Origin of the sequence: Thioalbus denitrificans, from assembly GCF_003337735.1 — a bacterium.
Taxonomy (GTDB): domain Bacteria; phylum Pseudomonadota; class Gammaproteobacteria; order DSM-26407; family DSM-26407; genus Thioalbus; species Thioalbus denitrificans.
On record NZ_QPJY01000001.1, the window covers coordinates 319,659 to 344,024 of the forward strand.

The following is a 24,366-nucleotide window of genomic DNA, read 5'->3' on the forward strand; positions in this document are numbered from 1 at the left end:
GATAGACAACGTTGACCGGTATGCCAGTTCCCTGGTCATTCCGACCGCTTGCCTGCTTTGACCGCCGCCAGGCGCTGGTATTCCATGATTTCATCACGGTTGAGATCGCCCCGCTTGAGCCTGGCGTGGAGCTGTTCGAGCCGCGCCTCGACGCCGCGGGCGGCAATGGAACGGGTCGCGTCGAGAAACTCCTGTTCGACCTCCGCGTCGGACAGGAGCTGCTCCAGGGTGAGCAGGCGGGTGAGCTGGGAGAGGGTGGGGGTGTCACGCCAGCGCTCCAGTGCCGCTCCAGTGGTCATATTGGGGTTGTTCCTGAACAATTCAAGGAGTTGGACCAGCAGATCCGCCCCGGCGACGCCGCTCGCGCGCAGGCCCTGGAGGTCGCAGTCCAGGGCGGCGAGGCGCGGGTTCTGCAACAGCAGCGAGACGGCCAGCCGCACCAGGGAGCGGAAGTGGCGCTGGCGCTCGGGCCGCCGGACGGGCGCCCGCGGGCGGGGTGCGGCGGGCGCCTGGCCGGGCAGGATCTGGTGCGGATCCATGTCGGCCCGGCGCGCCAGCTCCCCGGCCAGCAGGGTGCGGAAGACGCCGGCCGGGACCCGCTCCAGGTAGGGGCGGGCCAGCTCCACCAGGCGGGCGCGGCCGTCCAGGCTGTCCATGTCCACCTGCTCGGCCAGACTCTCCAGCAGGAAGGCCGACAGGGGCTGGGCGGACTCGATGCGCGCGGCGAAGGCCGCCTGCCCCTCGCGCCGCACCAGGCTGTCGGGATCCTCGCCCTCGGGGAGGAACAGGAACCGGGCCTGGTGGCCTTCGCGCATGAACGGGAGGGCCTCCTCCAGCGCCTTCCAGGCCGCCTTGCGTCCGGCGGCATCGCCGTCGAAGCAGAACACCACCTCGGGCACCGCCCGGTAGAGCCGTTCCAGGTGGCCGGCGGTGGTGGCGGTGCCGAGGGTGGCCACGGTGCCCGGCAGGCCGTGCTGGGCCAGGGCCACCACGTCCATGTAGCCCTCCACCACCAGCAGCCGCTCGGGATGGCGCAGGGCCTGGCGCGCCTCGAACAGCCCGTACAGCTCCCGGCCCTTGTGGAACACCGGGGTCTCGGGGGAGTTCAGGTACTTCGGGGTGTCGTCGCCCAGCACCCGCCCGCCGAAGCCCACCACCCGGCCGCGCTGGTCGCGGATGGGGAAGACGATCCGGTCGCGGAAGCGGTCATAGCGGCGGCCGTCCTCCTCGCGCTGGATGACCAGGCCGGCCTCCACCAGGGGCCCGGGATTGCGCTGGCCGTCGAGCGCCCGCAGGAGGTTCTCGAAGCCCGGTGGCGCGTAGCCGAGCCCGAAGCGCTTGGCGATCTCGCCGCTCAGCCCGCGGCCCTTGAGGTAGTCGACGGCGCGGCCGGCCTTGGGATGTTCGCGCAGCTGGCGCTGGAACCAGGCCGCGGCCCGCTCCAGCACGTCGAACAGGGGCCGGTGGTCGACCCGCGGCGGCTCGCTGCCGCCGCCCTCGTGGGGCACCTCGAGCCCGGCGCGGCCGGCGAGCTCCTCCACCGCCTCCACGAAACCCATGTGCTCGTATTCCATCAGGAAGCCGATGGCGTTGCCGGTGGCGCCGCAGCCGAAGCAGTAATAGAACTGCTTGTCGGGGCTGACGCTGAAGGAGGGGGTCTTCTCGTCGTGGAAGGGGCAGCGGGCGCTGTAGTTGCTGCCGGTCTTGCGCAGCTGCACCCGGGTGTCGATCACGTCGACGATGTCGGTCCGCGCCAGCAGCTCGTCGATGAAGGACCTGGGGATGCGGCCTGCCATGGTGTGCGGGTTCGGGGTTTCCGGGGGCGGTTGTCTGGGCCAAGGGAGTATAGCGGACGGCCTGCCGGGCCGCCGGCCGGGCACGCGAAAACCGCGCACCCGGCGGAGCGGGGCGCGGTCAGCGGAGAGGCGTCCTGCAGGTCCGGTTCAGCCCAGGCGGGCCTTGACGGCGGCGCTCACCGCGCCCATGTCGGCGCGGCCCTGGACCTGGGGCCTGAGCACGCCCATCACCTTGCCCATGTCCTGCATGCCGCCGGCCCCGGTGGAGGCGACCGCGGCATCGATGAGCGCGGCAATCTCGGCTGCGGACAGGGGCTGGGGCATGTAGTCCTGGATGATCTCCAGCTCGCGCTGCTCCTTGTCCGCCAGGTCCTGGCGGCCGGCGCCCTCGTACTGGGCGATGGAGTCGCGGCGCTGCTTGGCCATCTTGTCCAGGACCGCCAGCACCTGGGTGTCGTCCAGGGTGGTGCGCTCATCCACCTCGCGCTGCTTGATGGCGGCGAGGATGAGGCGCACGGTGCCCAGGCGCTCGCGATCCTTGGCGCGCATCGCCGCCTTCATGTCGGCATCGATGCGCTGCTTCAGGGAGTCGCTCATGGGTGCTGGAGGGGTGGTCCGGGTCTGGATCAGTACGGACGGGCGCGGCGGGTGACGTCGCGCATCACCTTCTTGATGTGGCGCTTCACGGCCGCGGCCTTCTTGCGCTTGCGCTCGGAGGTGGGCTTTTCGTAGAACTCACGGCGGCGCACCTCGGCCAGCACACCGGCCTTTTCGCAGGAGCGCTTGAAGCGGCGGAGGGCAACCTCGAAAGGCTCGTTCTCCTTCACACGGACGCTAGGCATTCAGTAATCACCTCTGACAGGAATTCGGTTCATGGTTCGATCGCCCGAAAGCGAGAACGGGAAATTCTAAACGCTCTCCCACGCCAATGCAAAGCCTCGCGGGGCGGCGGGCGGGGGTGCGGCGGTCCCGGAACGGGCCGGCCGTCTCTCCGGGGCGGGTTCCGCGCCGCCGCCGGGGCGCGGGCAAAGCCCGGAAAGGTGCGCAACGCATTGTATCAAATGGGGAATGTCGGCGCCCGGGCGGTCCGGGGGCGAGGCGACGGGAAGCGGCCGGAGCCGGGGAGTTTTCCGGCGTCCGGTGCGGCGCGGCGGGCGGCGACAGGGTAACATAGCGCCTTGAACCCACCACGGAGAGCGCTGCCCCCATGCTGGTTCTCGGTATCGAGACCTCCTGCGACGAAACCGGGCTTGCCCTGTACGACTCGGAAACGGGGCTGCGCGCCCATGTCCTGCACAGCCAGGTGGCGGTCCACGCCGAGTACGGCGGCGTGGTCCCCGAGCTGGCATCCCGCGACCACGTGCGCAAGACGCTGCCCCTGCTGCGCCAGGTGCTGGACGAGGCCGGCGCGCGGCCGGGGGCGGTGGACGGGGTGGCCTACACCGCCGGCCCGGGCCTCATCGGCGCGCTGCTGGTGGGCGCCTCCATCGGCCGCAGCCTGGCCTGGGCCTGGGGGGTGCCGGCGGTGGCGGTCCATCACATGGAGGGACACCTGCTGGCGCCCATGCTCGAGCCCGACCCGCCGGCCTTTCCGTTTGTCGCCCTGCTGGTCTCCGGCGGCCACACCCAGCTGGTGCGGGTGGACGGGGTGGGGCACTACCGGATCCTGGGCGAGTCCCTCGACGACGCCGCCGGCGAGGCCTTCGACAAGACCGCCAAGCTGCTCGGCCTGGGCTACCCCGGCGGCCCCGCGGTGGCGCGGGAGGCGGAGCGCGGGGACCCGGAGCGGTTCCGCTTTCCCCGGCCCATGACCGATCGCCCGGGGCTCGACTTCAGCTTCTCCGGCCTCAAGACCTTCGCCCTCAACACCCTGCAGGAGGTGGGCGCCGACGCCCGGTCCCGGGCCGACATCTCCCGCGCCTTCCAGGACGCGGTGGTGGACACCCTGGCCATCAAGTGCCGCCGCGCGCTGCAGGAGACCGGCCTCCAGCGGCTGGTCATCGCCGGCGGGGTCGGCGCCAACACCGCGCTCCGCGAGCGGCTCGCGGTTATCGCCGCCGAGGCCGGGGGGCGGGTCTACTACCCGCGCCCGCTGTTCTGCACCGACAACGGCGCCATGATCGCCTACGCCGGCAGCGTGCGCCTCGCCGCCGGCCAGCACGAGCCGCTCGCCATCGAGGCCCGCGCCCGCTGGCCGATGGAAAGCCTCGCTGCGCTCTGAGGCGCCCGTGTTACGTATCATGTATTACGTATTACGTTCAGGAACCTGGGCTGGCGTGGCGGTCATGGCGCATGTCCAGCCTCCGATCGGGCACAGCCACTGACCACGGAACACGGAACACGGAACACCCCTTCACCGCCCGATCCGCTTCTCCTCGCCCGCGACGAGCTTGCGGATGTTGCTGCGGTGGCGCCAGATGAGCAGGACGCACATGACGAGGATCATGGGCAGGAGCGGGGGCGCCAGGAAGGCGGCGTACAGCGGCGCCAGCGCCGCGGCGGTGAGTGCGGAGAGCGAGGAGATGCGGAACAGGAAGGCCATGGCGAGCCAGGTGGCGAGCACCGCCAGGGCCACCGGCCAGGCCGCCCCCATCAGCACGCCGAAGGCGGTGGCCACCCCCTTGCCGCCCTGGAAGCGGAAGAAGATCGGGTAGAGGTGGCCGAGGAAGGCCGCCAGCCCCACCAGGCCGACGACCGTCGGCGCCGCGCCCAGGGCCTGGGCCGCCACGACCGGCAGCAGCCCCTTCAGGGTGTCCCCGAGCAGGGTCAGCGCCGCGACCTTCCTGCCGCCGAGACGCAGCACGTTTGTGGCGCCCGGGTTGCCCGAGCCCTCCGTGCGCGGGTCCGGCAGCCCCATCAGGCGGCACAGGATGATGGCGCTCGACAGCGAGCCGAGCAGGTAGGCGGCAAGAACGAACAGGACGTTGAACACCATCAGCGGCAACCACTCCGGGCGGGCGACAATGGCGGCTATTGTAACCGCAGCGGCGCGGCAGGTCCGGTGAAAGGTGAATGGTGAAAGGTGATGGGGCAATGCATCATCGCGGTTCACGCACTCACGCACTCACGCACTCACGCACTCACGCATTCACGCACTCACGCACTCACGCACACACGCACACACGCACTCACGCATTCACGCACTCACGCACTCGCGCCATGTAGAATAGCCCCCGGGCCTGAAACGAGAGCGAGCATGGACATCATCTACCTGCGGGATCTCCGCATCGAGACCGTCATCGGCATCTTCGACTGGGAGCGCGCCACCCGCCAGACGGTGAGCATCGACCTGGAGATGGGCGCAGACATCCGCAAGGCCGCCGACACCGACAGCATCGACGACACCCTCGACTACAAGGCGGTGGCGAAGCGCATCATCGACTTCGTCAGCGCCAGCGAGTTCCAGCTGGTGGAGACCCTCTCCGAGCGGATCGCCGAGATCGTGATCGGGGAGTTCGACGTGCCCTGGGTGCGGCTGCGCCTGAGCAAGCCCGGCGCCATCCGCGGCGCCCAGGACGTGGGCATCGTCATCGAGCGCGGGTCGAGGGACTGAGATGACCCGCGTCTATGTCAGCATGGGCAGCAACGTCGACCGCGAGCGCCATATCCGCGCCGGCCTGGACGCCCTGCGGGCGGCCTTCGGGCCGCTGACGGTCTCCACCGTCTACGAGAGCGAGGCGGTGGGCTTCGAGGGCGAGAACTTCTACAACCTGGTGGTGGGCTTCGACACCGGCAGGGCGCCCCGGGAGCTGGACCGGCTCATGCACGCCATCGAGGCGGACAACGGCCGCGACCGCAGCGGCCCGAAGTTCGGTCCGCGGACCCTGGATCTCGACCTCCTCACCTACGACGACCTGGTCACCCGGGAGGAGGGGCTCGAGCTGCCGCGGGGAGAGATCACCCGCTACGCCTTCGTCCTGCTGCCGCTGGCCGAGATCGCCGGCGACGAGCGCCACCCGGTGAGCGGGGAGACCTACCGCGCGCTGTGGGACGCCTTCGACCAGGACGCCCAGCGCCTCTGGCCGGTGCCCTTCGAGCGCTAGCCCGGCTGCTGGTCCAGCGCCTCGAACACCCCCTGCTCGCGGTTCTTGCGCACGTTGTCCCACGGGAAGGTGCGGGCGTTCATGGCCACGTGGACCCCGGGCGGCAGGCTCTGGGCCATGGCCAGGGCGTAGCCGAGATTGAACAGGGCGTCGGAGCCGGCCACCGAGTAGGGCACCATGGCCCCGGTGAGGACGACCGTCTTCCCCAGCCCGGCCTCGCCCAGGGCGCGCGCGGTCTCCACCAGGGTGTCGGTGCCGTGGATGACGAGGAGGCGCGACTCGGGCGCCTGGGCGCAGGCGGCCAGCACCCGCTGCCGGTCCGCCGCCTGCATGTGCAGGCTGTCGATGAGCTGGTTCACCTCCAGCACCACTGGCGCGGTGCAGCGCACCAGCTCCAGGATCCGCGGCAGGTGGGAGTCCTTGAAGGTGAGCTCGCCCTTGAGGGCGTCGTATTGCTTCTCGAAGGTGCCGCCGGTGACAATGACGCGCACGCTCATGGGCAGGTCCTCGGTGGGGATGCGCCGGTGTCAGTGCTGCAGGCTGCGGCCGCCGTCCACGGTGAGCACGTGGCCGCTGGTATAGACCGCGTCGCGGACGAGGAAGCGCACCGCCCGGGCGATGTCGATGGGATCGCCCTGGCGCTTCAGGGCGGTGCGGCCGATGATCTCCCGCTGGGCCGCGCTGTCGAGCTCGGCCTCGTTCTCCGGCCACAGGATGGCGCCGGGGGCCACCGCGTTGACGCGGATCTCCGGGCCCAGCTCCCGGGCCAGGGTCTTGGTGAGCATCACCAGCCCGGCCTTGGCCATGCTGTAGACCGGGTAGCCCTTCAGCGGCCGGTCGGCGTGGATGTCGACGATGTTGACGATGCAGCCGCCGCCGGCGCGCAGGCGCGGGGCGGCGGCCTGGGAGAGGAAGAAGGGCGCCTTGAGATTGCTGCCCATCAGGTCGTCCCACTGCGCCTCGGTGACCTCGCCCATGGGGGTGGGGTAGAAGCTGGAGGCGTTGTTCACCAGCACGTCGAGCCGGCCCCAGGCCGCGGCGGCCCGCTCCACGAGGGCGTCCAGCCCGGCGGTGTCGTGCAGGTCGGCGCTCAAGGTGACCACCGAGTCCGGGCGCGCGGCGTTGAGCTCCGCGGCCAGGGCCTCGGCCGCCGCGGTGGAGCCGCGGTAGTGCACCACGATATTCATGCCTTCGCCGTGGAGGAGGCGGGCGGTGGTGGCCCCGATGCGGTGGGCCGCGCCGGTGATGAGCGCCACGCGGCCGGTCAGGGAGGTTTCATGAGTCATTGTCACGGGTTCTCCGCAGGCTGGTCCCCGGTGGGGGAGGCGGGCCGGTGAGCCGGGAGTCCGGCGCCGGGCTGCCCGCCCCGTCGGCGGCGGCGGCGGACCACAGCGCGCGGCTGGTGGAACACATCCGCCGGCGCCTGGAGGCGGCCGGCGGGCGCCTGCCCTTCGCCGATTACATGCAGGAGGCATTGTACGCACCGGGTCTCGGCTATTACAGCGCCGGGAGCCGCAAGCTGGGGCCGGCGGGGGACTTCACCACCGCCCCCGAGCTCTCGCCCCTGTTCGGCCGCTGCCTGGCCCGGCAGTGCGCCGACGTGCTGGCGGAGCTGGGCGGGGGCGACATCCTCGAGTTCGGCGCCGGCAGCGGGCGGCTCGCCGCCGACCTGCTGGCGGAGCTGGAGCGGCTCGGCCGGCCGCCGGCGCGCTACCTCATCCTCGAGGTGAGCGCCGATCTGCGCGAGCGCCAGCGCGAGACCCTGGCGCGGCTGGCGCCCGGGCTGGCGGCGCGGGTGGCGTGGGTGGAGACCCCGCCGGCGGGGCTGCGCGGGGTGATCCTCGCCAACGAGGTGCTCGACGCCCTGCCGGTGCACCGCTTCCGGCTCGGCCCGGCGGGGGTGGAGGAGGGGTGCGTGGCCTGGAGCGGGACGGGCTTCGCCTGGGAGTGGACGGCGCCGCGCACGCCGGGGCTGGCGGAGCGGGCCGCGGCGGTGCTGGCCGGGGCCGGCGGTGGCCAGGCCCCGGGCTACGCCTCCGAGCTGGGGCTGGCGGCCGGCCCCTGGATCGCGGCGCTGGGCGGGAGCCTGGCGGCGGGGCTGGCGCTGCTGGTGGACTACGGCTTCCCGCGCCGGGAGTTCTACCATCCCGAGCGCGCCGGGGGCACGCTGATGTGCCACTACCGCCACCGCGCCCACGACGACCCCTTCTTCCTGCCCGGGCTGCAGGACATCACCGCCCACGTGGACTTCACCGCCGTGGCGGAGGCGGCCGACGCCGCGGGGCTGCGGGTGGCCGGCTACACCAGCCAGGCCGCCTTCCTGCTCGCCACCGGCATCACCGAGCTGGCCGCCGGCGCGGAGGTGGCGGGCGACGCCGCCCTGGCGGCCGCCGGCCACGCCCTGAACCGCCTGCTCTCCCCGGCGGAGATGGGCGAGCTGTTCAAGGTCATCGCCCTGACCCGCGGCCTCGACGCCCCCCTGCGCGGCTTCGCCCTGCAGGACCGCCGCGGGCGGCTGTAGCTTTCTGTTTTAAAAGATATTTTTTCACCACGAAGGCACGAAGGACACGAAGAACGGCAAAAGACGAATAAACCCCAGATTACGTTGATTTACGGTGATTATCCTCAGTTAACCGCCTTCGCGGGTCGTTGGCCGGATAACGATGGCGGCAAACGCCATGCCCTGGCTAACAGGTTGTTGCAGGTCGTTGCCTGAAGTGAGGGACCAGGCTCGTCGACGGGCCTTCCCCACACGACGGCAAATTTACGCAAATCAACGTAATCTGCGGTTAAACCAGCTGTTCTTCGTGTTCTTCGTGTTCTTCGTGTCTTCGTGGTTAGATCCTTACTTTTTGCAACCAGACGCAGGAGCAAGACGACCCATGCCCGAGACGCCCGACAAGACCCTGGAGATGCTGGAGCGCCACCACCGTGACGGGGCGCGCTTCGCGGCGATGATGAAGGAGGGCTTCGAGCGCCGCTACGACGTCGCCTTCTGGGCGGAATGGGAGCACTGGATGGGTCCGGTGCTGCCGGAGCGGCCGGTCATCATCGATCTCGGCGCGGGGCCGGGGATGCTGGTGCAGGCCCTGGGCCGGCGCTACCCCGGCGCGCGGGTGACGGGGGTGGAGGTGGCGCCCTACATGCTGGAGGCGGCGGTGGAGCTGCCGGAGGGCTGCGCCCTGGTGGCCGAGGATCTCCACGATCCGCACCTGCCGCTGGCGGCGGGAAGCGTCGACGCCGCCCACGCCGCGGTGGTGTTCCACGAGATGAACCAGCCGGTGCGCGCCCTGCAGGAGGTGGCCCGGGTGCTGCGCCCCGGCGGGCGCTTCTACATCACCGACTGGGTGCGGGCGCCGCTGCCGGTCTACGTCGCCGCCCAGACCGAGGAGGCGCGGGTGTTCGACGCCGCCACCCCGGTGGCGGAGCTGGACGATCTCTTCGTCCACTTCATGGAGCACAACCGCTACTCGGCCGAGGACCTGGTCTGGCTGCTGGAGCGGACCGGCTTCAACGTGCTGGCCACCGAGGTGACCCGCGAGGGCCGCTACGCCCGGCTGGTGGCCGAGCGCCGCGGCTGAGGGCGGGCGCCCTTCACCCATCACCCATCGCTCATCACGGAGTAAACCTTGGACACCTGGCACCTGGTGGTACTCGCCCTGGTGCAGGGGCTCACCGAGTTCCTGCCCATCTCCAGCTCCGCCCACCTGATTCTCGTTCCGCGCCTGCTCGGCTGGCCGGACCAGGGGCTGGCCTTCGACGTGGCGGTGCACGTGGGCACCCTGGCGGCGGTGGTCATCTACTTCCGCGCCGAGCTCTGGCGCATGGCCCGGGCCTGGGCCGGCTCGATCCTCACCCGCACCGACTCCACCGAGAGCCGGCTGGCGTGGGCGGTGATCTGGGGCACGGTCCCGGTGGGGCTGGCGGGGCTGGCGCTGGAGGCGAGCGGCGACGCCTGGCTGCGCTCGCCGCTGCTCATCGCCACCACCACGGTGCTGTTCGGGCTGCTGCTGTGGTGGGCCGACGCCCGCCGGCGCGGCGAGCGCAGCGAGCACGAGCTCACCTGGAAGGACGTGATCGTGGTGGGCCTGGCCCAGGCGCTGGCCCTGCTGCCCGGCACCTCGCGCTCGGGCATCACCATGACCGCCGGGCTGATGCTCGGGCTCTCGGCCACCGGCGCGGCGCGCTTCTCCTTTCTCCTCTCCATCCCCGTCATCATCCTGGCCGGGGGGCTCAAGGGCATCGAGCTGGTGCAGAGCGGGGTGGGGCCGGACGGGTCGGAGATCCTGATCGGGGTGGGGGTGTCGGGGGTGAGCGCCCTGCTCTGCATCCACGCCTTCCTGGCGCTGGTGCAGCGCATCGGCATGGCGCCCTTCGCCGTCTACCGGGTGCTGCTCGGCTTCTACCTCTTCTACCTGTTCATCTGAGGCGCGGGGATTCTCCCTGGCGCCGCCGGTGCGCGCGGCGCACCCTACCTCGCGTCCGCGTCGCCCTTCGCCGGCCCGGCGGCCGGCCTCTCCACGGCCCGGATCGCCTCCAGGCGCGCCGCGCGCAGGGCCTCGCCCAGCCGCGGACCCTTGAGCCCCCGCTGCGCCAGCGGCGCCACCGGCACCGCGGCGGCGGCCGCGCGACAGGCGCGCAGGTAGTCCGCCTGGGGATAGCCGTCGTCCGCGCGCCCGGCGCGGCCGCGGGCGTCGGCCGCGCAGGCGAGCAGGAAGCCCTCGAAGCGCTCCGGCCGGCGGAAGGCGTCCAGCGCCTCCAGGGTCTCCAGCACGGTGGCGGGGCGCAGCTCCAGGGCCCGGTGGCAGCGGCCGTGCCAGCGGGCGGCCATGACCGCCAGGTTGCGGTGGGCGTTGGGGACGCGGAAGCGGTCGCAGAGGGCGTTCACCAGCGCCACGCCGCGCTCCTCGTGGCCGTGGTGGGCGGGCCACTCCGCCGCCGGGGTGGCGCCCTTGCCGAGATCGTGCACCAGCGCGGCGAAGCGCACCGCGGTGTCGGGGCTGAGCCGGGCGGCGGCCTCCAGCACCAGCAGGGCGTGGGCGCCGGTGTCCACCTCGCCGTGGTGGCGCTCGGGCTGGGGCACGCCGAACAGGGCGTCGATCTCCGGGAACAGCACCGCCAGCGCCCCGCAGCCGCGCAGCACCTCGAAGAAGCGCGCCGGGCGATCCTCGCCCAGCGCCCGCTCCAGCTCCTTCCAGACCCGCTCGGGCACCAGCGCGTCCACCTCGCCGGCGGCCACCATGCGCCGCATCAGCGCGTTGGTGCCGTGGGCCACGCGGAAGCCCCAGCGGGCGAAGCGGGCGGCGAAGCGCGCCACCCGCAGGATCCGCACCGGGTCCTCGGCGAAGGCGGGCGAGACGTGGCGCAGCAGGCCCTGGTCCAGGTCCCCGCGGCCGTCGAAAGGGTCGATGAGATTCCCCGCGGCGTCCTCGGCCATGGCGTTGATGGTGAGATCGCGGCGGCGGAGATCCTCCTCCAGGGTCACGTCGGGGGCGGCGTGGAAGCTGAAGCCGGTGTAGCCGGGGCCGGTCTTGCGCTCGGTGCGGGCCAGCGCGTACTCCTCGCCCGTGTCCGGGTGGAGGAAGACGGGAAAGTCGCGCCCCACCGGGCGGAAGCCGCGCCGCTTCAGCTCCTCGGGCGTGGCGCCCACCACCACCCAGTCGCGCTCCCGGGCCTCCTGCCCCAGCAGGCGGTCCCGCACCGCCCCGCCCACCAGGTAGATCTCCAGCCCCTCGGTGCGCGGATCGCCAGGGGCCATTCTCAGGCGCGCCCGGCCGTGCGCCGGTAGCGCTCGTAGTGGCCGCGCCGGCTGGCCAGGGTGAGGTAGCGGGGCACCTCCGCCTCCACCGAGCGCGGATGGAGGCCGAACACCGCCGGGAAGGGGGCCAGGCAGATGCCGTCCACCTGGCAGGAGAGGTAGTTGTCGCGGGAGAAGGGCTTGCCCGGGACGTACTCCATGAGGTTCGCCTGCAGGCGCGCGAGCCCGTCGGGCAGGGCCCAGATGCGGCGCCGCAGGCCGAGCACCTGGGCGGTGTACTCCACCAGCTCGTCGAGGGTGTAGGCGGCGGGCCCGCAGAGATCGTAGCCCTCCCCGAAGGTGGCCTTCTCCTCCAGGGCGATGTGCATGGCCGCCACCAGGTCGCCCACGTAGAGGGGGGCGAAGCGGGACCAGGCGCAGGCGAGCGGGAATACCGCCGGGGTCAGCCGCAGCAGCCCGGCGAAGCGGGTGAAGAAGCTGTCCCCGGGGCCGAACACCACCGAGGGGCGGAAGCTGGTCACCGCCAGCCCCGGGCCGGCCTCGGCGTGCACCGCCGCCTCGCCCTCGCCCTTGGTGCGCAGGTAGTGGCTGGGGCCCTTTTCCGCGTCGGCGTTCAGCGCGCTCATGTGCAGCAGCCGCGGCACCCCCGCCTCGTTGCAGGCGGCCACCACGCCGCGGGCGAGATCCACGTGGGCGGCGCGGAAGCCGCTGCCGTCGTGGCCGCGCTCGTTGAGGATGCCCACCAGGTTGACGACCGCGTCGCTGCCGTCCACCACCGCGCGCAGGGTCCCGGCGTCGTTCACGTCGCCCCGCACCACCTCCACGCCGCCGGCGATGCCCAGATCCCGGTGGCGCTGGGGGTGGCGGGTGGGGATGCGCACCCGCCAGCCGGCATCGGTCAGGCGGTTGGTCAGGTGGCGGCCGATGAAGCCGGTGCCGCCGATGATGGTCACGATCCTCGACTCTGCTGCCATGACGGATCTCCTCGGGGTTGTTCCGGAATCTTCCACCGCTCCCCGAGGGGGGTCAAGGGCGGGGGCGCGCCGGCGCAGCGTGGCCGGAGTCCGGGTGGCCGCGCCGGTCCGCCCCCGGCATAATGTCCGTCCATTGACGGCCGGGCATCCGCGCACCGGCCTCCGGCCCGCGGCAGCGGTAAGCGAGCAGACGTGGAAACCCTTCTCATCTACCTGGTGGTGGGCGCCTTCGCCGGGGTGCTGGCGGGGCTGTTCGGGGTGGGCGGCGGACTCATCATCGTCCCCGCCCTGGCCTTCACCTTCCAGGCCCAGGCCGTGGACCCCGCGGTGCTGATGCACGTGGCCATCGGCACTTCGCTGGCCACCATCGTGGTTACCTCCCTCTCCTCGGTGCGCGCCCATCACCGCCGCGGCGCCGTGCTGTGGGAAATCTTCCGGCGCCTCACCCCGGGCATCGTGGTGGGGGCGCTGCTGGGCGCGGCGGTGGCCGACCTGCTCCCGGGCGACTGGCTGCGGCGCATCTTCGCCCTGTTCGTGCTGACCATCGCCGCGCAGATGGGCTTCGGGCTCAGGCCCGCGCCCCACCGCGGCCTGCCCGGTACCCCGGGGATGTTCGGCGCCGGCGGGGTGATCGGCTCCATCTCGGCCATCGTCGGCATCGGCGGCGGCAGCCTCACGGTGCCGTTCCTCACCTGGTGCAACGTGGAGATGCGCAACGCCGTGGCCACCTCCGCCGCCTGCGGGCTGCCCATCGCGGTGGCCGGCGCCGCCGGCTTCATCTTCCAGGGCTGGGGCGAGGCCGCCCTGCCGGCCTGGAGCAGCGGCTACGTCTACTGGCCCGCCTTCGCCGGCATCGCGGTGGCGAGCACTGCCTTCGCCCCCCTGGGCGCGAAGCTGGCCCACAGCCTGCCGGGCGCGAAGCTGAAGCGCATCTTCGCCCTGTTCCTGGCGGTCATCGGCCTGCGCCTGCTGCTCGGGTAAAGGGCAGGCCTGGGCGCGCCGGCCGTGCCCCGTCGCGGCCGTATTATCCGGAGCTTGTAACATCCGGAACCAGGTGTGGTTGGACATGACGCGGCGAATGGCCTGAGAATCGGCAATAATTGTCGGTATCGGCGCGCACCAGGGAGAGGACGGGTGCGCGGCGGAAAATGGATCAACACCCGTGCAGGGACTCCAAGTGAACGCACCGGAGCAGGGACACGCGCCCCGCGTGGGCATCGGCGAGAGCCGCCGGACGGAGAGCGGAGCCGCGGGCCGCGAGGCCGCCGCGCGGGCCCGGGACGGACTCGGCGGCCAGCCGCCGGGCTGGGTTCTCGCCTTCTGCGGCGGACGCCATGATCCGGAGGCCTTCCTGGCGGGGCTGCGCGCCGAGCTGGGGGAGATCCCGGTGGTGGGCGGAGCCGCCGTGGGCACCATCACCGCCGGGCTGATGGGGGTCAGCGGCTACGAGTGCGCCCTGGCCCTGTTCCCCGCCACCCTCGAGCCCCGCTTCCTGCTGAGCGAGCCCCTCTGCGACGATCTCCACGGCGCCGGCCTCGAGCTGGGCCGCCGGCTGGCCGCCACGGCGGGGCCGGACAACGCCGTGCTGCTGTTCTACGACTCGGTGCACGACGGCGGCCCGCCGCCGAAGCTGCACACGGCCAGCCGGCTCATGGACGGGCTCAACGCGGCCTTCGGCGACGAGCCGCCGATGGTGGTGGGCGCCGGCACCCTGCAGTACTTCGCCCTCACCGAGAGCTACATCTTCGACGGCCGGGGCGCGGCCAAGCACCGCGCCCTGGCGGTGGTGCTGCCCCCGGGGCTCTTGGGCACCCACACCATCATGCACGGCTGCGTACCGGCCAGCGCCTTCCTGGAGATCACCCGCATCGAGGGGGCGCAGGTCTACGAGCTCGATCACCGCCCGGCGGTGGACGTGCTGGCCGAGCGGGTGGGGCGCGATCCCGGGGCCCTGCTGGGCCGGGAGCTCTCCATGCTCCTGACCCTGGGCGAGAAGCACGGCGATCCCTTCACGCCCTTCGACGAGACCCGCTACGTCAACCGGCTGGTGATCGCCTCCGACACGGAGACCGGCGCGGTCACCCTGTTCGAGGCCGACTACCGGCCCGGCACCCGGGTGCAGGTGATGGTCACCGACGCCGAGCGGCTCAACGACTCGGTGGCCGCGCGGACCCGCGAGCTGGTGCAGTCCCTGGCCGGGCTGCGGGTGCTGTTCGGCCTCTACTTCGACTGCGCCGCCCGCGCCTCGGCCTTCAGCGGAGTGGACCGCGAGGACGCCGAGGTGCTGCTGGAGAACCTCGGCCCCGGCGTGCCGCTGCTCGGCTTCTACTCCGGGGTGGAGATCGCGCCCCTGCTCGGGCAGCCCCGCCCGCTCGACTGGACCGGCGTCCTGACCCTGTTCACCCTGCGGGAGTAGCGCGTGTCGGAGCTGGAGCGGGAAAGGGATTTCTATCGCCACCAGGCGGACGAGCTCGGCGGCCAGCTGCTGCGGCTGAAGGAGACGCTCACCCAGGTGAGCCGGGAGGCCCGCCGCCACAGCGCCACCGCCACCCTGGTGCGCGCCCTCTACCGGCAGGTGGGGGCGGCCCCGGCGCAGGGCGAGCTGGCGGACCGCTTTCTCGCCCTGCTGCTGGAGCGCCTACCGCTGGACCGCGCGGCGCTGCTGCGGCTCGGGCCGGACGGCCGCCTGGAGGTGCTGCACGCGCTCGGCTGCGCGGAGGGTTTCGGCGCCGCGCTGGGCCGGCTGCCGCCGCTCGAGCCGCCCTGTCCCGAGGCCGCGCTGCCCGAGGCCTACGCCGCGCGGCTGCGCGAGCTGTCCGGGCTGGCGGCCATGCTCTGGGCCTGCCATCCCCGCAGCGGCACCGTGCTGCTGCTGGGCAACTCCACCGGGCGGCTGCCCGTGGTCAGCCTCGACAGCACCGACCGGAAGATCGCCGAGGCGGCGCTGGACGCCTACGTGGGCATCTGCGATCTGCTGGCCACCCAGGCCGCCCTGCGCACCTCCGAGGCCAACTACCGCGCCATCTTCGACAACGTCAACGACGCCATCGCGGTGCTGGACCCCGGGTCCGGCCGGCTGCTGGACGCCAACACGCGGATGGAGGAGATGTTCGGCTACAGCGGCGCGGAGCTGCGGCACCTCTCCGTGCACGACCTGGGGGCCATCGAGGCCGGCCTGACCCGCGAGCAGGCCGGCCGCCACGCGGAGCTGGCCCTGCGCGGCTGGCCCCAGCTGGTGGAGTTCCGGGCCCGGCACCGGGACGGCAGCCCCCTGTGGGTGGAGCTCAACCTGCGCACCGCCGAGATCGGCGGCGGCCCGCGCCTGCTGGCGGTGCTGCGCGACATTTCCCGGCGCAAGCAGGTGGAGGAGCAGATCCGCCACGACGCCTTCCACGACACCCTCACCGGCCTGCCCAACCGGGCGCTGATCCTCGATCGCGTGGGTCTGGCCCTGAGCCGGGCCGAGCGCGATTCCGGCTACCGCTTCGCCCTGCTGTACCTGGACCTGGACCGGTTCAAGGTCATCAACGACAGCCTCGGCCACGGCGTGGGCGACCAGCTGCTGGTGGCCCTGGCCGATCGGCTGCGGGAGGAGATGCGCCCGGGCGACACCATCGCCCGGCTCGGCGGCGACGAGTTCCTGGTGCTGCTGGACAACCTCCAGCGCACCGAGGACATCCTCTGGATCGCCGAGCGCATCCAGGCGGCCATCTGCCGCCCCTTCCAGGTGCAGGAGCGCGAGGTGCACACCAGCGCCGGCATCGGCATCGCCGTGAGCGAGGGCGGCTACCGGCGCCCCGAGGAGATGCTGCGCGACGCCGACATCGCCATGTACCAGGCCAAGTCCCAGGGCACCGGCCAGGCCCAGCTGTTCCGCGCCACCATGCACCGGCAGGCGATGGAGCGGCTGCAGCTGGAGGAGGAGCTGCGCCGGGCGGTGGAGGGCGACGAGCTGCGGCTCTGGTACCAGCCGGTGGTGGAGCTGGAGAGCGGCCGCCTGACCGGCTTCGAGGCGCTGGTGCGCTGGCTGCACCCGGAGCGGGGGCTGGTGATGCCTGGCGGCTTCATCCCCCTGGCCGAGGAGACTGGCCTCATCATTCCCCTGGGGGCGTGGGTGCTGCGCCGCGCCTGCCGCGACCTGGCCGCCTGGCAGCGGGACGGGTACGGTGGGTTCAGCCTCAGCGTCAACCTCTCCCGGGCCCAGGTCGCGCAACCCGGGCTGGTGCAGACGGTGCGGACCATCCTCGACGAGAGCGGTTGCGATCCCGGCCGGCTGGTGCTGGAGATCACCGAGAGCGCCATCATGGCCAACGCCCTGCAGGCCCGGGAGACCCTGGAGCAGCTGCGGGCGCTGGGGCCGCGGCTGAGCATGGACGACTTCGGCACTGGCTACTCCTCCCTGAGCTACCTGCACCAGTTCCCCATCGACGTACTCAAGATCGACCGCTCCTTCGTCCAGCGCCTGGAGCAGGGCGAGGAGGGCGAGCAGATGGTGGCCACCATCATCACCCTGGGCCACAGCCTGGGCATGAAGGTGGTGGCCGAGGGGGTGGAGACCCCCGGCCAGCTGGCCGTCCTGGCCCGGCTCGGCTGCGAGTATGTCCAGGGCTTCCTCTACTCCCAGGCGGTGCCGCGCGACCAGGCCGGGGAGCTGCTGCGGGCCGGGGTGATGAGCCCCGCGCCGGCCGGGGCGCCCGAATCGTCCGCCGGGTGAACCGCGTCAACCTTTCTCCGCCCGATCTTCATGGAGCGCCCCTGCCTGCCTCGCGGCGGGGGTGATAAACTGCGCCCTCATGCTGACCTATCCCGACATCGATCCCGTCGCCATCAGCCTCGGCCCGCTCCAGGTGCACTGGTACGGCCTCATGTACGTGGTGGGCTTCGTGGCCGCCTGGTGGCTGGGGGCGCGCCGGGCGCGGCGCCCCGGCAGCGGCTGGACCCCCGACGACGTGGGCGATCTCATCTTCTACGGCGCGCTGGGGGTGATCCTCGGCGGGCGCATCGGCTACACCCTGTTCTACGGGCTGGACGCCTTCCTCGCCGATCCCCTGCGCATCCTCCGGCTGTGGGAGGGGGGCATGTCCTTCCACGGCGGCCTGCTGGGCGTGCTCGCGGCCATGGCCTGGTTCGCCCGCCGCACCGGGCGGCGCTTCTTCACCGTCACCGACTTCATCGCCCCGCTGGTGCCCATCGGGCTCGGCGCCGGGCGGCTCGGCAACTTCATCAACGGCGAGCTCTGGGGCCGGGTCACCGACTCCCCCGTCGGCATGGTCTTCCCCACCGGCGGCCCCCTGCCGCGCCACCCCTCGCAGCTCTACGAGGCCTTCCTCGAGGGGCTGGTGCTGTTCGCGGTGCTGTGGTGGTTCTCGGCCCGGCCGCGCCCGCGCATGGCCGTCTCCGCCCTGTTCCTGCTCGGCTACGGCACCTTCCGCTTCAGCGTGGAGTTCCTGCGCGAGCCCGACGCCCACCTCGGCTTCGTGGCCCTGGGGTGGATGAGCATGGGCCAGCTGCTCTCCGTGCCCCTGGTCCTGTTCGGAATCCTGTTGATGATTCTCGCCTACCGCGGCGGCAGGCGCGGCGCCGCCCAGACCCCGGAGGAGAAGCGGGCCCCATGAGACAGTACCTCGACCTGATGCGCCGGGTGCGCGAGCACGGCGCGCGCAAGGAGGACCGGACCGGCACCGGCACCCTGAGCGTCTTCGGCCACCAGATGCGCTTCGACCTCGCCGAGGGCTTCCCGGTGGTCACCACCAAGAAGCTCCACCTGCGGAGCATCATCCACGAGCTGCTCTGGTTCCTGCGCGGCGACACCAACATCCGCTACCTCCACGACAACGGCGTCAGCATCTGGGACGAGTGGGCCGACGAAAATGGCGACCTCGGCCCCGTCTACGGCTACCAGTGGCGCTCCTGGCCCACCCCCGACGGCGGCCACATCGACCAGGTGAGCCAGGTGGTGGAGCAGATCCGGACCAGCCCCGACTCCCGCCGCATCATCGTCAGCGCCTGGAACGTGGGCGAGATCGGGCGCATGGCCCTGCCGCCCTGCCACCTCCTGTTCCAGTTCTACGTCGCCGATGGGCGGCTCTCCTGCCAGCTCTACCAGCGCAGCGCCGACATCTTCCTCGGCGTGCCCTTCAACATCGCCTCCTACAGCCTGCTCACCCTCATGATGGCCCAGGTTACCGGGCTCCAGCCCGGCGAGTTCATCTGGACCGGCGGCGACTGCCACCTCTACCTCAACCACCTGGAGCAGACCGACCTCCAGCTCTCCCGCACGCCCCACCCCCTGCCCGCCATGCGCCTCAACCCGGCGGTCGACGACCTGTTCGCGTTCAAGTTCGAGGACTTCGAGCTGACCGGCTACGAGCACCATCCCCACATCAAGGCGCCGGTGGCGGTCTGATTCAGTCGCCGGTAGCCGGTTTCCGGTAGCCAGTCGCTGCGGCGCGCCCGGGAGGGCGGGGGCCGCTTTCGCCTTGCGGATGGGCGGTTCCTGTCTATAGTTCAAGGAGTTGCAGGAATGCCGGGCGGGCAGGGGGTTTGGCAGGGAGGCTGCAGGGATGGTGCGGGTGCTGACGTTCACTTCCGGGTTTGACGCGGTGCGGTTGGCGCCGCTGTTGGTGGTTCTTTCTCCCTCCCTGGTTCGTTTCAGCCTTGGTGCTGGCGTTGTGCTGTGCGCTGTATCTCGTTCCAGTACGGTGTGGTGTTTGTGGGTGGTGGTCTCTTTGGGTTTGGGGGTTGCGGTGTGGGGGCGGGTTTTATGTGGCGAAAGTGACGTATTTAAATGCGTCATTTGCGCAGTCTAAATGTAGTTAGCCTTTCAGAGGAGTATTACATGTACACAGGAAGTCTTTGGCTTGATTTTGAAAGCGAGGACGAGGAGGCGCACTACGTAGCGAATGTGTCGCGATGCATCATCCGTGACAATGAACTAATTCTTGAGTTCTCAGGAAGCGACGAAGGTCATCATTTTATTGGTAATTGCACGCTCTCAAAAAGTGGTGCTGGCTACTCTGGCAAAGGCAGCTTTGAATACGCCGGAAACAGCGAAGTCTCTTCAAGTGTTGCAGTGTCGATTGAAGAAAGTGGATCTGAAATATTGCTTCATGGTACGTGGAGAGATGAAGGAGAGACGGTGCCATACGAACTTGAGGCAGAACTTAGCAAGAGTAAAAGGGGTCGGTGACAACTGGTAATTATAAAGATTCTCATTTGTCACCGACCCCTTTCGACCTATTGTGAGCGGAAGCGGCTTTCTGCTCAAAAGGCGGGCTACGTTCATGAGTCCGAACACTGGTTGCTGGTGTATGACAATTGGTCGGTTCCTGCGTTGAACGCCGAACGCGGCGCTGTGTTGACTCATGACGCACTGCTCGGGAACGGATCGCTGGCTTCCTTTGATCGCGTTTATGTCATCAACGAGTGCACGCTTTGGAAATTTAACGTGGCCGGGTGGGGGGTTTGTCCAGCGAGTGAGTTGTAGGGCGGCGAAGCTAACAAAAAGCTTCACCCGACGCCGGGTAAGCAGCCGTGCCCTGCTCATGCGTCCGGAAGCCGGCGCGGGTGAGCTTTAACGTTAGATTTCGGAGAAAGAAATGGCATTACCGAATTACAAGGACATAGTCGAACTCCTGAAGAAAGGAGCAACGATTGAGGCTCAAGAAAAGATCATGGAGCTTAGAGAGGCCGCCCTTGAGCTTCAAGAAGAGAACATTAACTTGAAGAATCAAGTGATCGAGCTTCAGGGGAAAGTTCGAAAGCTTGAATCTTTCGAAGGCGAACCATGCCCAAAATGCAGGAAGCCGGCTTGGGTGGTCGAGTCGAGCAAGCCCGATCCGCAGTTTGGAGACCTGGGTGGCATTCGTCGAGAATATCGCTGCACTGAATGTGGCTTCACGGAATCTCAGTTAGTAACGCCAAAATGAAATCTAACACGTCGATCCAGCCGATGTCAGGCCGCAATGCGGCCTTCCTCGGCTGAGCTAGGCGTTAGGGCGCAGATACAAACTATGTCCACCGAAGATTATCTGGCAGAAACGCTTCAGCGGCTTGAGCACTTCTATGCTCAGATGGATAAGTCCACGGGAAATCTGTTTTTTCGGAATGTTGGCCCCTATATGCAGTTTCGGCATGAAACCCTGACAGAATCCCTAGCCTGCTACTTGAAGGGCATTAAGACCATCTCGACGCTCAATGCCTGCATAGTCTTACTTCGTCATGGTTATGCGCAAGAAGTCGGTGCGCTCTGCCGCATGGCCGATGACTTTTGTAACGAGATTTTCTTCTTGCTACAGCCACAAGGAGAGAACGGCAACTTTAGCAATGACCAAGTCCGCTTCCTCGAGAATTTTTACCAAGAAGAATTCGATAAACCCGCAGACCCGCTCAGGTCTACCCAAAAGCGAGAAACTGTAGCTGTAAAAAGGATTCATGCAACGTTTGGTAAATTGGCGGCAGGAGAACTAAACCCTTCAGATGCGCAGGAACTATTGCGTACCACTCATCAGGCATTTTCCGGCTATGTACACGGCGCATATCCCCACATAATGGAAATGTGTGGAGGCAATCCGCCGCGTTACCATGTGTCGGGGATGCTCCACACGCCGCGAATTGAGGAATGGAGAGGCCAGCTCATTGGCTATGTTCAGCGCCTTATCATTGCATCGGTTTTTGTTGCACGTAAGCTCGGAGTAACCGACCTCGAAGCGCCTTTACGATCGTTGCTCGAAGAATTCGAGAAGGCCACAGGAACAGAACCGGTGCTTAAGGCAAGTGACCTGCTCGCGAAATACAAGAAGAAACATGCGCCCTAACAAACGCGAGCTGGAACAACGGGGTCGGACCAGCGTAACCGTGTAGCAGATATGTAGTTAGGACAACAAGATGACCAGAAAAAACGAAACAAAGGAGCAAAAATACGTGTCTACTGACGAAAAGATTGCGCTAAGGAATAGCTGGCTAAAGGTTGGGGTTATTGGTTCGGCTACAGCTGTACTTGTAGTAAAAATTTGGCAAGCAGATTTTACTCAAGCTTTCTCAGGCTTCGACTTTTCCGATTTATTGTCATTGTTTCTTGCTATTTTCTCTATTAGTTTGGCTGTTCTTTTCTACTTAAAGGCAACGGATACATCCAATGTCTTCTACGATAATACCTATCGATTTACGAAGGATGTTTCTGAAATACTAGGAAGAGTTGAAGCGGGTTTTGGGGAACGTTTGCGGCATCTTGATGAGGGATACACTGGGTTAAAGAGTGCTGTTGAAAAGCTTCCTTTTGATAGAGCAAAAGCTGAGGAGGAGATAAAGGAAGAAGAGGAACAGCTACAAAAAGTGGAGCAAGAGAGGGTTGAGCTTATCGAAAGCCTTGCGAAACGTGCTCAACTGCAGGAAGAGGAAAAGCGTTCATTATTCACCCGCCTTGAAGAACAAGATAAAGAATTAAGTAGCGCTAGAAGAGAGTTGCACTTTCTGCGGCGACGCCTCCATGCAGCAGAAGTTGTTGATGAAGATCTGGTAAGGCGAATCCCCTCTCATGTTAGGCACATGCTAAACAAAGCAGTCGGGTTAAAGGTGCTGGACGAAATATCTCACGGCGCACCAATGAGAATTATAAATAGGCGATTCAATGCATTGCGCGATGAACTGCCAACCCGGTTCATTGAAGAGCTAAGGGAGTTTGGGATTGTTGATTCGGATGGAGAACTCACTCGAATTGGATTCGAATTACTTAAAAGCATTAACAGTGAAAGGTCCTAGCAATCACAGGTGCTCTGGCAGTAAAAAGCGCCGCTTCTCCATCGCTCTGCTTTGTACTGCCAGCGAAGTGTAGCGGTAGAGTTCATCGGATTAACGCTCTAAAAGGGATGCGTATGACGATATTTACGTTTTCGGCCGATGGTGGATGGCAGACAATAGAAGACTTTCTTGCGGTTCCTGATGTGTCAGATTGTGCTGAAGAAAGAGCCCTGGCCGGTTTTTCAAAGTATCCAGCGCTCTCTGTTGGCGATACGGAGGGTGGTGCTTTCTGTGTTGAGATTTATGGCCGGGAATTCGGTGCGGCATCTAGAAAGCAGTCGCAATATGAATATTTGGTAGCTGTAGATGTCGGTGACTCCGGAGAATTTATCGCAATTCCTTCGCTTCCCGACCTCCTGGAGTTCATGCGCTTGACGATTCCTTTATGCGTTACCATTGATGACTGGCGAATCCGACACGAGAAATATATGGCGGAAATCGAGGAAAAATTGAACTCAGGGCGTCAGAAGTGAAAATATAATCGAGCCCTAACCCCTCGTTCTGACCATTACACACAGGTCATGGCGTAAAATCACGGCTCCCAGGGCGAATAGATCAACGCAAGCAAAAAGGGGTCGGTGACAAATGAGAATCTTTATAATTACCAGTTGTCACCGACACCTGAACAACGGGGTCGGACCAGCGTAACCGACTAAGCACCTGAACAACGGGGTCGGACCAGCGTAACCGACTAAGTATTCAAGAAAAATCGGAAATATGTGGCCATATTCTGCGCTTGCAAGCCACATTTACGCGTCATAAACGATGAATGTTGCGTGGAGTGCCGACACCGCCGCTTCCTGCGCGGAGGCGCCAGCATCCGGCAACTCCACAGCGCAGCGGGCGGGGTCAGGTCTAACATTCCAACAGTTAGGACGGGATGACAAGTTAATAAACTGTAGCCGGCTTTAAAAAATTGCATGCACAACTTACAAAGGAATGTGTTTTTCGTGATGGTATTAGCTGGCGGCAGTGCTTCGACCTACGATCTGGAACACAATTTAAATTCCCTGGTGGGCAGCAAGCTGAAACCCGCAGAAGCACAAGAAATGAAAGTGGTTCAGCGAGTGGACGGGAAACCATCGCTCTATGAGTTTAATTCCAGAAATGGCCAGTGCACTGTTCTGGTCGCCATCAACCCGCGCACACAGGTTATAGAGGGTTGGCGCTATCAAAGCGGGTCGAAGCGTTGCCGGAAAACCCGCGAGTATGGCCATGCCTGGTAGCAAAACGGCGCGGGTTGCGGGCGCGGTGCGCAAGTAACACAGGGGCCGGCCACGGTTTTCCTATGCGGCATCTGGCCCACGAACACAATCACGGGGCGTCATGCAAATGAATAGTACCAGACCAGCTCCCAATGAGGTACGGCCGATAGTCCGGGTGCTCGCAGTCATCCTTGCGATTTGCTGCTGGGGTGTCGCATTGATGATTGCGTACTCATTTGCACTTTCTGGTAGTGTCGCTGAAGGTTCAATCAAGGTTTTGGCCAGCGCCGTGCTTTTCGGTTCAGTATCAAGCTTTGTTGTCGTAAAAGGTTTTGTCCCGCCCTGGCTCATGCGCCTTATCCCGTTCGTCGGCTCGGCCACGGCCGGTCAGGAGTTGAGGAAAAATAAATGGAATCGGTGACAGCTGGTTATTGTAAAGATTGTCATCTGTTTTCAATCTCTTCTGGCTCAGTACGACTGAAATCGACTTAAGCTTTATGAAAAATATCGTCATCACGATATGCTATTTGCTGTTGTTCGGTTGTGGCCCAACTAGATACAGCTATGATTGCACTGTGCCATCTTTTGTGATTCAGTCGCCGCACATAATAAATGAGTCATTCCCAACGGATGACTACTTGAAGAGCAGTTGCAAGATCAAGACCGCTAAAAATTATACAATCTTAACGAAAACAAATGGTGTTGTTGTTGATGTCCGTCAGGAGGCGTTTAGGCCAACGCTTTACATGAGTCCGCGATCAGATACGGGAAAAAGGATTGTCATAACGGGCC

General features: G+C 67.1%; 26 protein-coding genes. 18 read left to right on the forward strand and 8 right to left on the reverse strand.

The features are described 5' to 3' along the window. Positions 1-35 precede the first annotated feature (35 nt). From dnaG to rpsU, 3 genes are all read right to left on the reverse strand, one after another. Positions 36-1,796 carry a DNA primase gene (dnaG, locus tag DFQ59_RS01460; protein ID WP_114277887.1) on the reverse strand — a complete coding sequence of 587 codons (1,761 nt, stop codon included), beginning with the start codon at positions 1,794-1,796 and terminating at the stop codon, positions 36-38. Between the two features lie 147 nt (positions 1,797-1,943). Next, positions 1,944-2,393 carry a GatB/YqeY domain-containing protein gene (locus DFQ59_RS01465; RefSeq protein WP_114277888.1) on the reverse strand — a complete coding sequence of 150 codons (450 nt, stop codon included), beginning with the start codon at positions 2,391-2,393 and terminating at the stop codon, positions 1,944-1,946. 29 nt (positions 2,394-2,422) lie between these two features. Further along, positions 2,423-2,638 (reverse strand): 30S ribosomal protein S21, encoded by a 216-nt coding sequence (gene rpsU / locus DFQ59_RS01470; RefSeq protein ID WP_114277889.1) that lies wholly within the window; start codon positions 2,636-2,638, stop codon positions 2,423-2,425. 365 nt (positions 2,639-3,003) lie between these two features. Here rpsU and tsaD point away from each other — a divergent pair, with 365 nt between their 5' ends. Beyond that, positions 3,004-4,017 (forward strand): tRNA (adenosine(37)-N6)-threonylcarbamoyltransferase complex transferase subunit TsaD, encoded by a 1,014-nt coding sequence (gene tsaD / locus DFQ59_RS01475; RefSeq protein WP_114277890.1) that lies wholly within the window; start codon positions 3,004-3,006, stop codon positions 4,015-4,017. Between the two features lie 132 nt (positions 4,018-4,149). Here the strand turns inward: tsaD and plsY are convergent, their stop codons facing one another. Beyond that, positions 4,150-4,731 carry a glycerol-3-phosphate 1-O-acyltransferase PlsY gene (plsY, locus tag DFQ59_RS01480; RefSeq protein ID WP_114277891.1) on the reverse strand — a complete coding sequence of 194 codons (582 nt, stop codon included), beginning with the start codon at positions 4,729-4,731 and terminating at the stop codon, positions 4,150-4,152. 261 nt (positions 4,732-4,992) lie between these two features. Here plsY and folB point away from each other — a divergent pair, with 261 nt between their 5' ends. Together folB and folK are read left to right on the forward strand one after the other, a co-directional pair. Beyond that, entirely contained in the window at positions 4,993-5,349 is a 357-nt protein-coding gene (gene folB / locus DFQ59_RS01485) for a dihydroneopterin aldolase (protein WP_114277892.1), read from the forward strand. A 1-nt stretch (position 5,350) separates the two neighbouring features. Then, positions 5,351-5,839 (forward strand): 2-amino-4-hydroxy-6-hydroxymethyldihydropteridine diphosphokinase, encoded by a 489-nt coding sequence (gene folK, locus DFQ59_RS01490; RefSeq protein ID WP_114277893.1) that lies wholly within the window; start codon positions 5,351-5,353, stop codon positions 5,837-5,839. Here folK and DFQ59_RS01495 read toward each other — a convergent pair. Both DFQ59_RS01495 and DFQ59_RS01500 read right to left on the reverse strand, forming a co-directional pair. Beyond that, positions 5,836-6,336, reverse strand: coding sequence for an asparaginase domain-containing protein (locus tag DFQ59_RS01495; protein WP_114277894.1), 501 nt, complete (start codon positions 6,334-6,336; stop codon positions 5,836-5,838). The genes folK and DFQ59_RS01495 overlap by 4 nt on opposite strands. A 30-nt stretch (positions 6,337-6,366) precedes the next feature. After that, a complete protein-coding gene (locus tag DFQ59_RS01500; RefSeq protein ID WP_211314777.1) occupies positions 6,367-7,095 on the reverse strand; it encodes a pteridine reductase in 729 nt (242 codons plus the stop codon). 77 nt (positions 7,096-7,172) lie between these two features. Here DFQ59_RS01500 and DFQ59_RS01505 point away from each other — a divergent pair, with 77 nt between their 5' ends. The 3 genes from DFQ59_RS01505 to DFQ59_RS01515 all read left to right on the forward strand — a co-directional run bounded on the left by DFQ59_RS01505 (position 7,173) and on the right by DFQ59_RS01515 (position 10,266). Continuing rightward, a complete protein-coding gene (locus DFQ59_RS01505) occupies positions 7,173-8,360 on the forward strand; it encodes a class I SAM-dependent methyltransferase (protein ID WP_114277895.1) in 1,188 nt (395 codons plus the stop codon). A gap of 361 nt (positions 8,361-8,721) precedes the next feature. Further along, positions 8,722-9,420, forward strand: a complete 699-nt coding sequence (locus tag DFQ59_RS01510; protein WP_114277896.1) for a class I SAM-dependent methyltransferase — start codon at positions 8,722-8,724, stop codon at positions 9,418-9,420. A 48-nt stretch (positions 9,421-9,468) separates the two neighbouring features. Continuing rightward, positions 9,469-10,266, forward strand: a complete 798-nt coding sequence (locus tag DFQ59_RS01515; protein WP_114277897.1) for an undecaprenyl-diphosphate phosphatase — start codon at positions 9,469-9,471, stop codon at positions 10,264-10,266. 44 nt (positions 10,267-10,310) lie between these two features. On the opposite strand, the gene DFQ59_RS01520 is transcribed toward DFQ59_RS01515, so the two are convergent. Both DFQ59_RS01520 and DFQ59_RS01525 read right to left on the reverse strand, forming a co-directional pair. Continuing rightward, positions 10,311-11,567: a multifunctional CCA addition/repair protein gene (locus tag DFQ59_RS01520; protein WP_114278463.1), complete on the reverse strand. Its 1,257-nt coding sequence runs from the start codon at positions 11,565-11,567 to the stop codon at positions 10,311-10,313. 32 nt (positions 11,568-11,599) lie between these two features. Further along, positions 11,600-12,571, reverse strand: coding sequence for a complex I NDUFA9 subunit family protein (locus tag DFQ59_RS01525; RefSeq protein ID WP_114277898.1), 972 nt, complete (start codon positions 12,569-12,571; stop codon positions 11,600-11,602). 192 nt (positions 12,572-12,763) lie between these two features. Here DFQ59_RS01525 and DFQ59_RS01530 point away from each other — a divergent pair, with 192 nt between their 5' ends. From DFQ59_RS01530 to DFQ59_RS19415, 12 genes are all read left to right on the forward strand, one after another. After that, positions 12,764-13,552 (forward strand): sulfite exporter TauE/SafE family protein, encoded by a 789-nt coding sequence (locus DFQ59_RS01530; protein WP_114277899.1) that lies wholly within the window; start codon positions 12,764-12,766, stop codon positions 13,550-13,552. A gap of 181 nt (positions 13,553-13,733) precedes the next feature. Then, positions 13,734-14,987, forward strand: coding sequence for an FIST signal transduction protein (locus DFQ59_RS01535; protein WP_170141987.1), 1,254 nt, complete (start codon positions 13,734-13,736; stop codon positions 14,985-14,987). A gap of 3 nt (positions 14,988-14,990) precedes the next feature. Beyond that, positions 14,991-17,285: a putative bifunctional diguanylate cyclase/phosphodiesterase gene (locus tag DFQ59_RS01540; RefSeq protein WP_114277901.1), complete on the forward strand. Its 2,295-nt coding sequence runs from the start codon at positions 14,991-14,993 to the stop codon at positions 17,283-17,285. A 79-nt stretch (positions 17,286-17,364) separates the two neighbouring features. Then, a complete protein-coding gene (gene lgt / locus DFQ59_RS01545; RefSeq protein ID WP_114278464.1) occupies positions 17,365-18,186 on the forward strand; it encodes a prolipoprotein diacylglyceryl transferase in 822 nt (273 codons plus the stop codon). Beyond that, the gene (locus DFQ59_RS01550; RefSeq protein ID WP_114277902.1) at positions 18,183-18,977 is read left to right on the forward strand and encodes a thymidylate synthase; all 795 of its coding nucleotides are present in this window, start codon (positions 18,183-18,185) and stop codon (positions 18,975-18,977) included. Before lgt ends, DFQ59_RS01550 begins: the two co-directional genes overlap by 4 nt. A gap of 432 nt (positions 18,978-19,409) precedes the next feature. After that, positions 19,410-19,760: a hypothetical protein gene (locus tag DFQ59_RS19390; protein WP_147275139.1), complete on the forward strand. Its 351-nt coding sequence runs from the start codon at positions 19,410-19,412 to the stop codon at positions 19,758-19,760. A 409-nt stretch (positions 19,761-20,169) separates the two neighbouring features. Then, on the forward strand, positions 20,170-20,499 hold the full coding sequence (locus tag DFQ59_RS01555) for a hypothetical protein (protein WP_114277903.1): 330 nt from the start codon (positions 20,170-20,172) through the stop codon (positions 20,497-20,499). An 84-nt stretch (positions 20,500-20,583) separates the two neighbouring features. Continuing rightward, entirely contained in the window at positions 20,584-21,387 is an 804-nt protein-coding gene (locus DFQ59_RS19395; protein ID WP_147275140.1) for a hypothetical protein, read from the forward strand. Between the two features lie 70 nt (positions 21,388-21,457). Further along, positions 21,458-22,330 carry a hypothetical protein gene (locus DFQ59_RS19400; RefSeq protein WP_147275141.1) on the forward strand — a complete coding sequence of 291 codons (873 nt, stop codon included), beginning with the start codon at positions 21,458-21,460 and terminating at the stop codon, positions 22,328-22,330. 107 nt (positions 22,331-22,437) lie between these two features. Beyond that, positions 22,438-22,842 (forward strand): hypothetical protein, encoded by a 405-nt coding sequence (locus DFQ59_RS19405; protein WP_211314738.1) that lies wholly within the window; start codon positions 22,438-22,440, stop codon positions 22,840-22,842. A 447-nt stretch (positions 22,843-23,289) separates the two neighbouring features. Next, positions 23,290-23,595, forward strand: coding sequence for a hypothetical protein (locus tag DFQ59_RS19410; RefSeq protein WP_211314739.1), 306 nt, complete (start codon positions 23,290-23,292; stop codon positions 23,593-23,595). A 154-nt stretch (positions 23,596-23,749) separates the two neighbouring features. Further along, positions 23,750-23,995 carry a hypothetical protein gene (locus tag DFQ59_RS19415; protein WP_147275144.1) on the forward strand — a complete coding sequence of 82 codons (246 nt, stop codon included), beginning with the start codon at positions 23,750-23,752 and terminating at the stop codon, positions 23,993-23,995. The last annotated feature ends 371 nt before the right edge of the window (positions 23,996-24,366 follow it).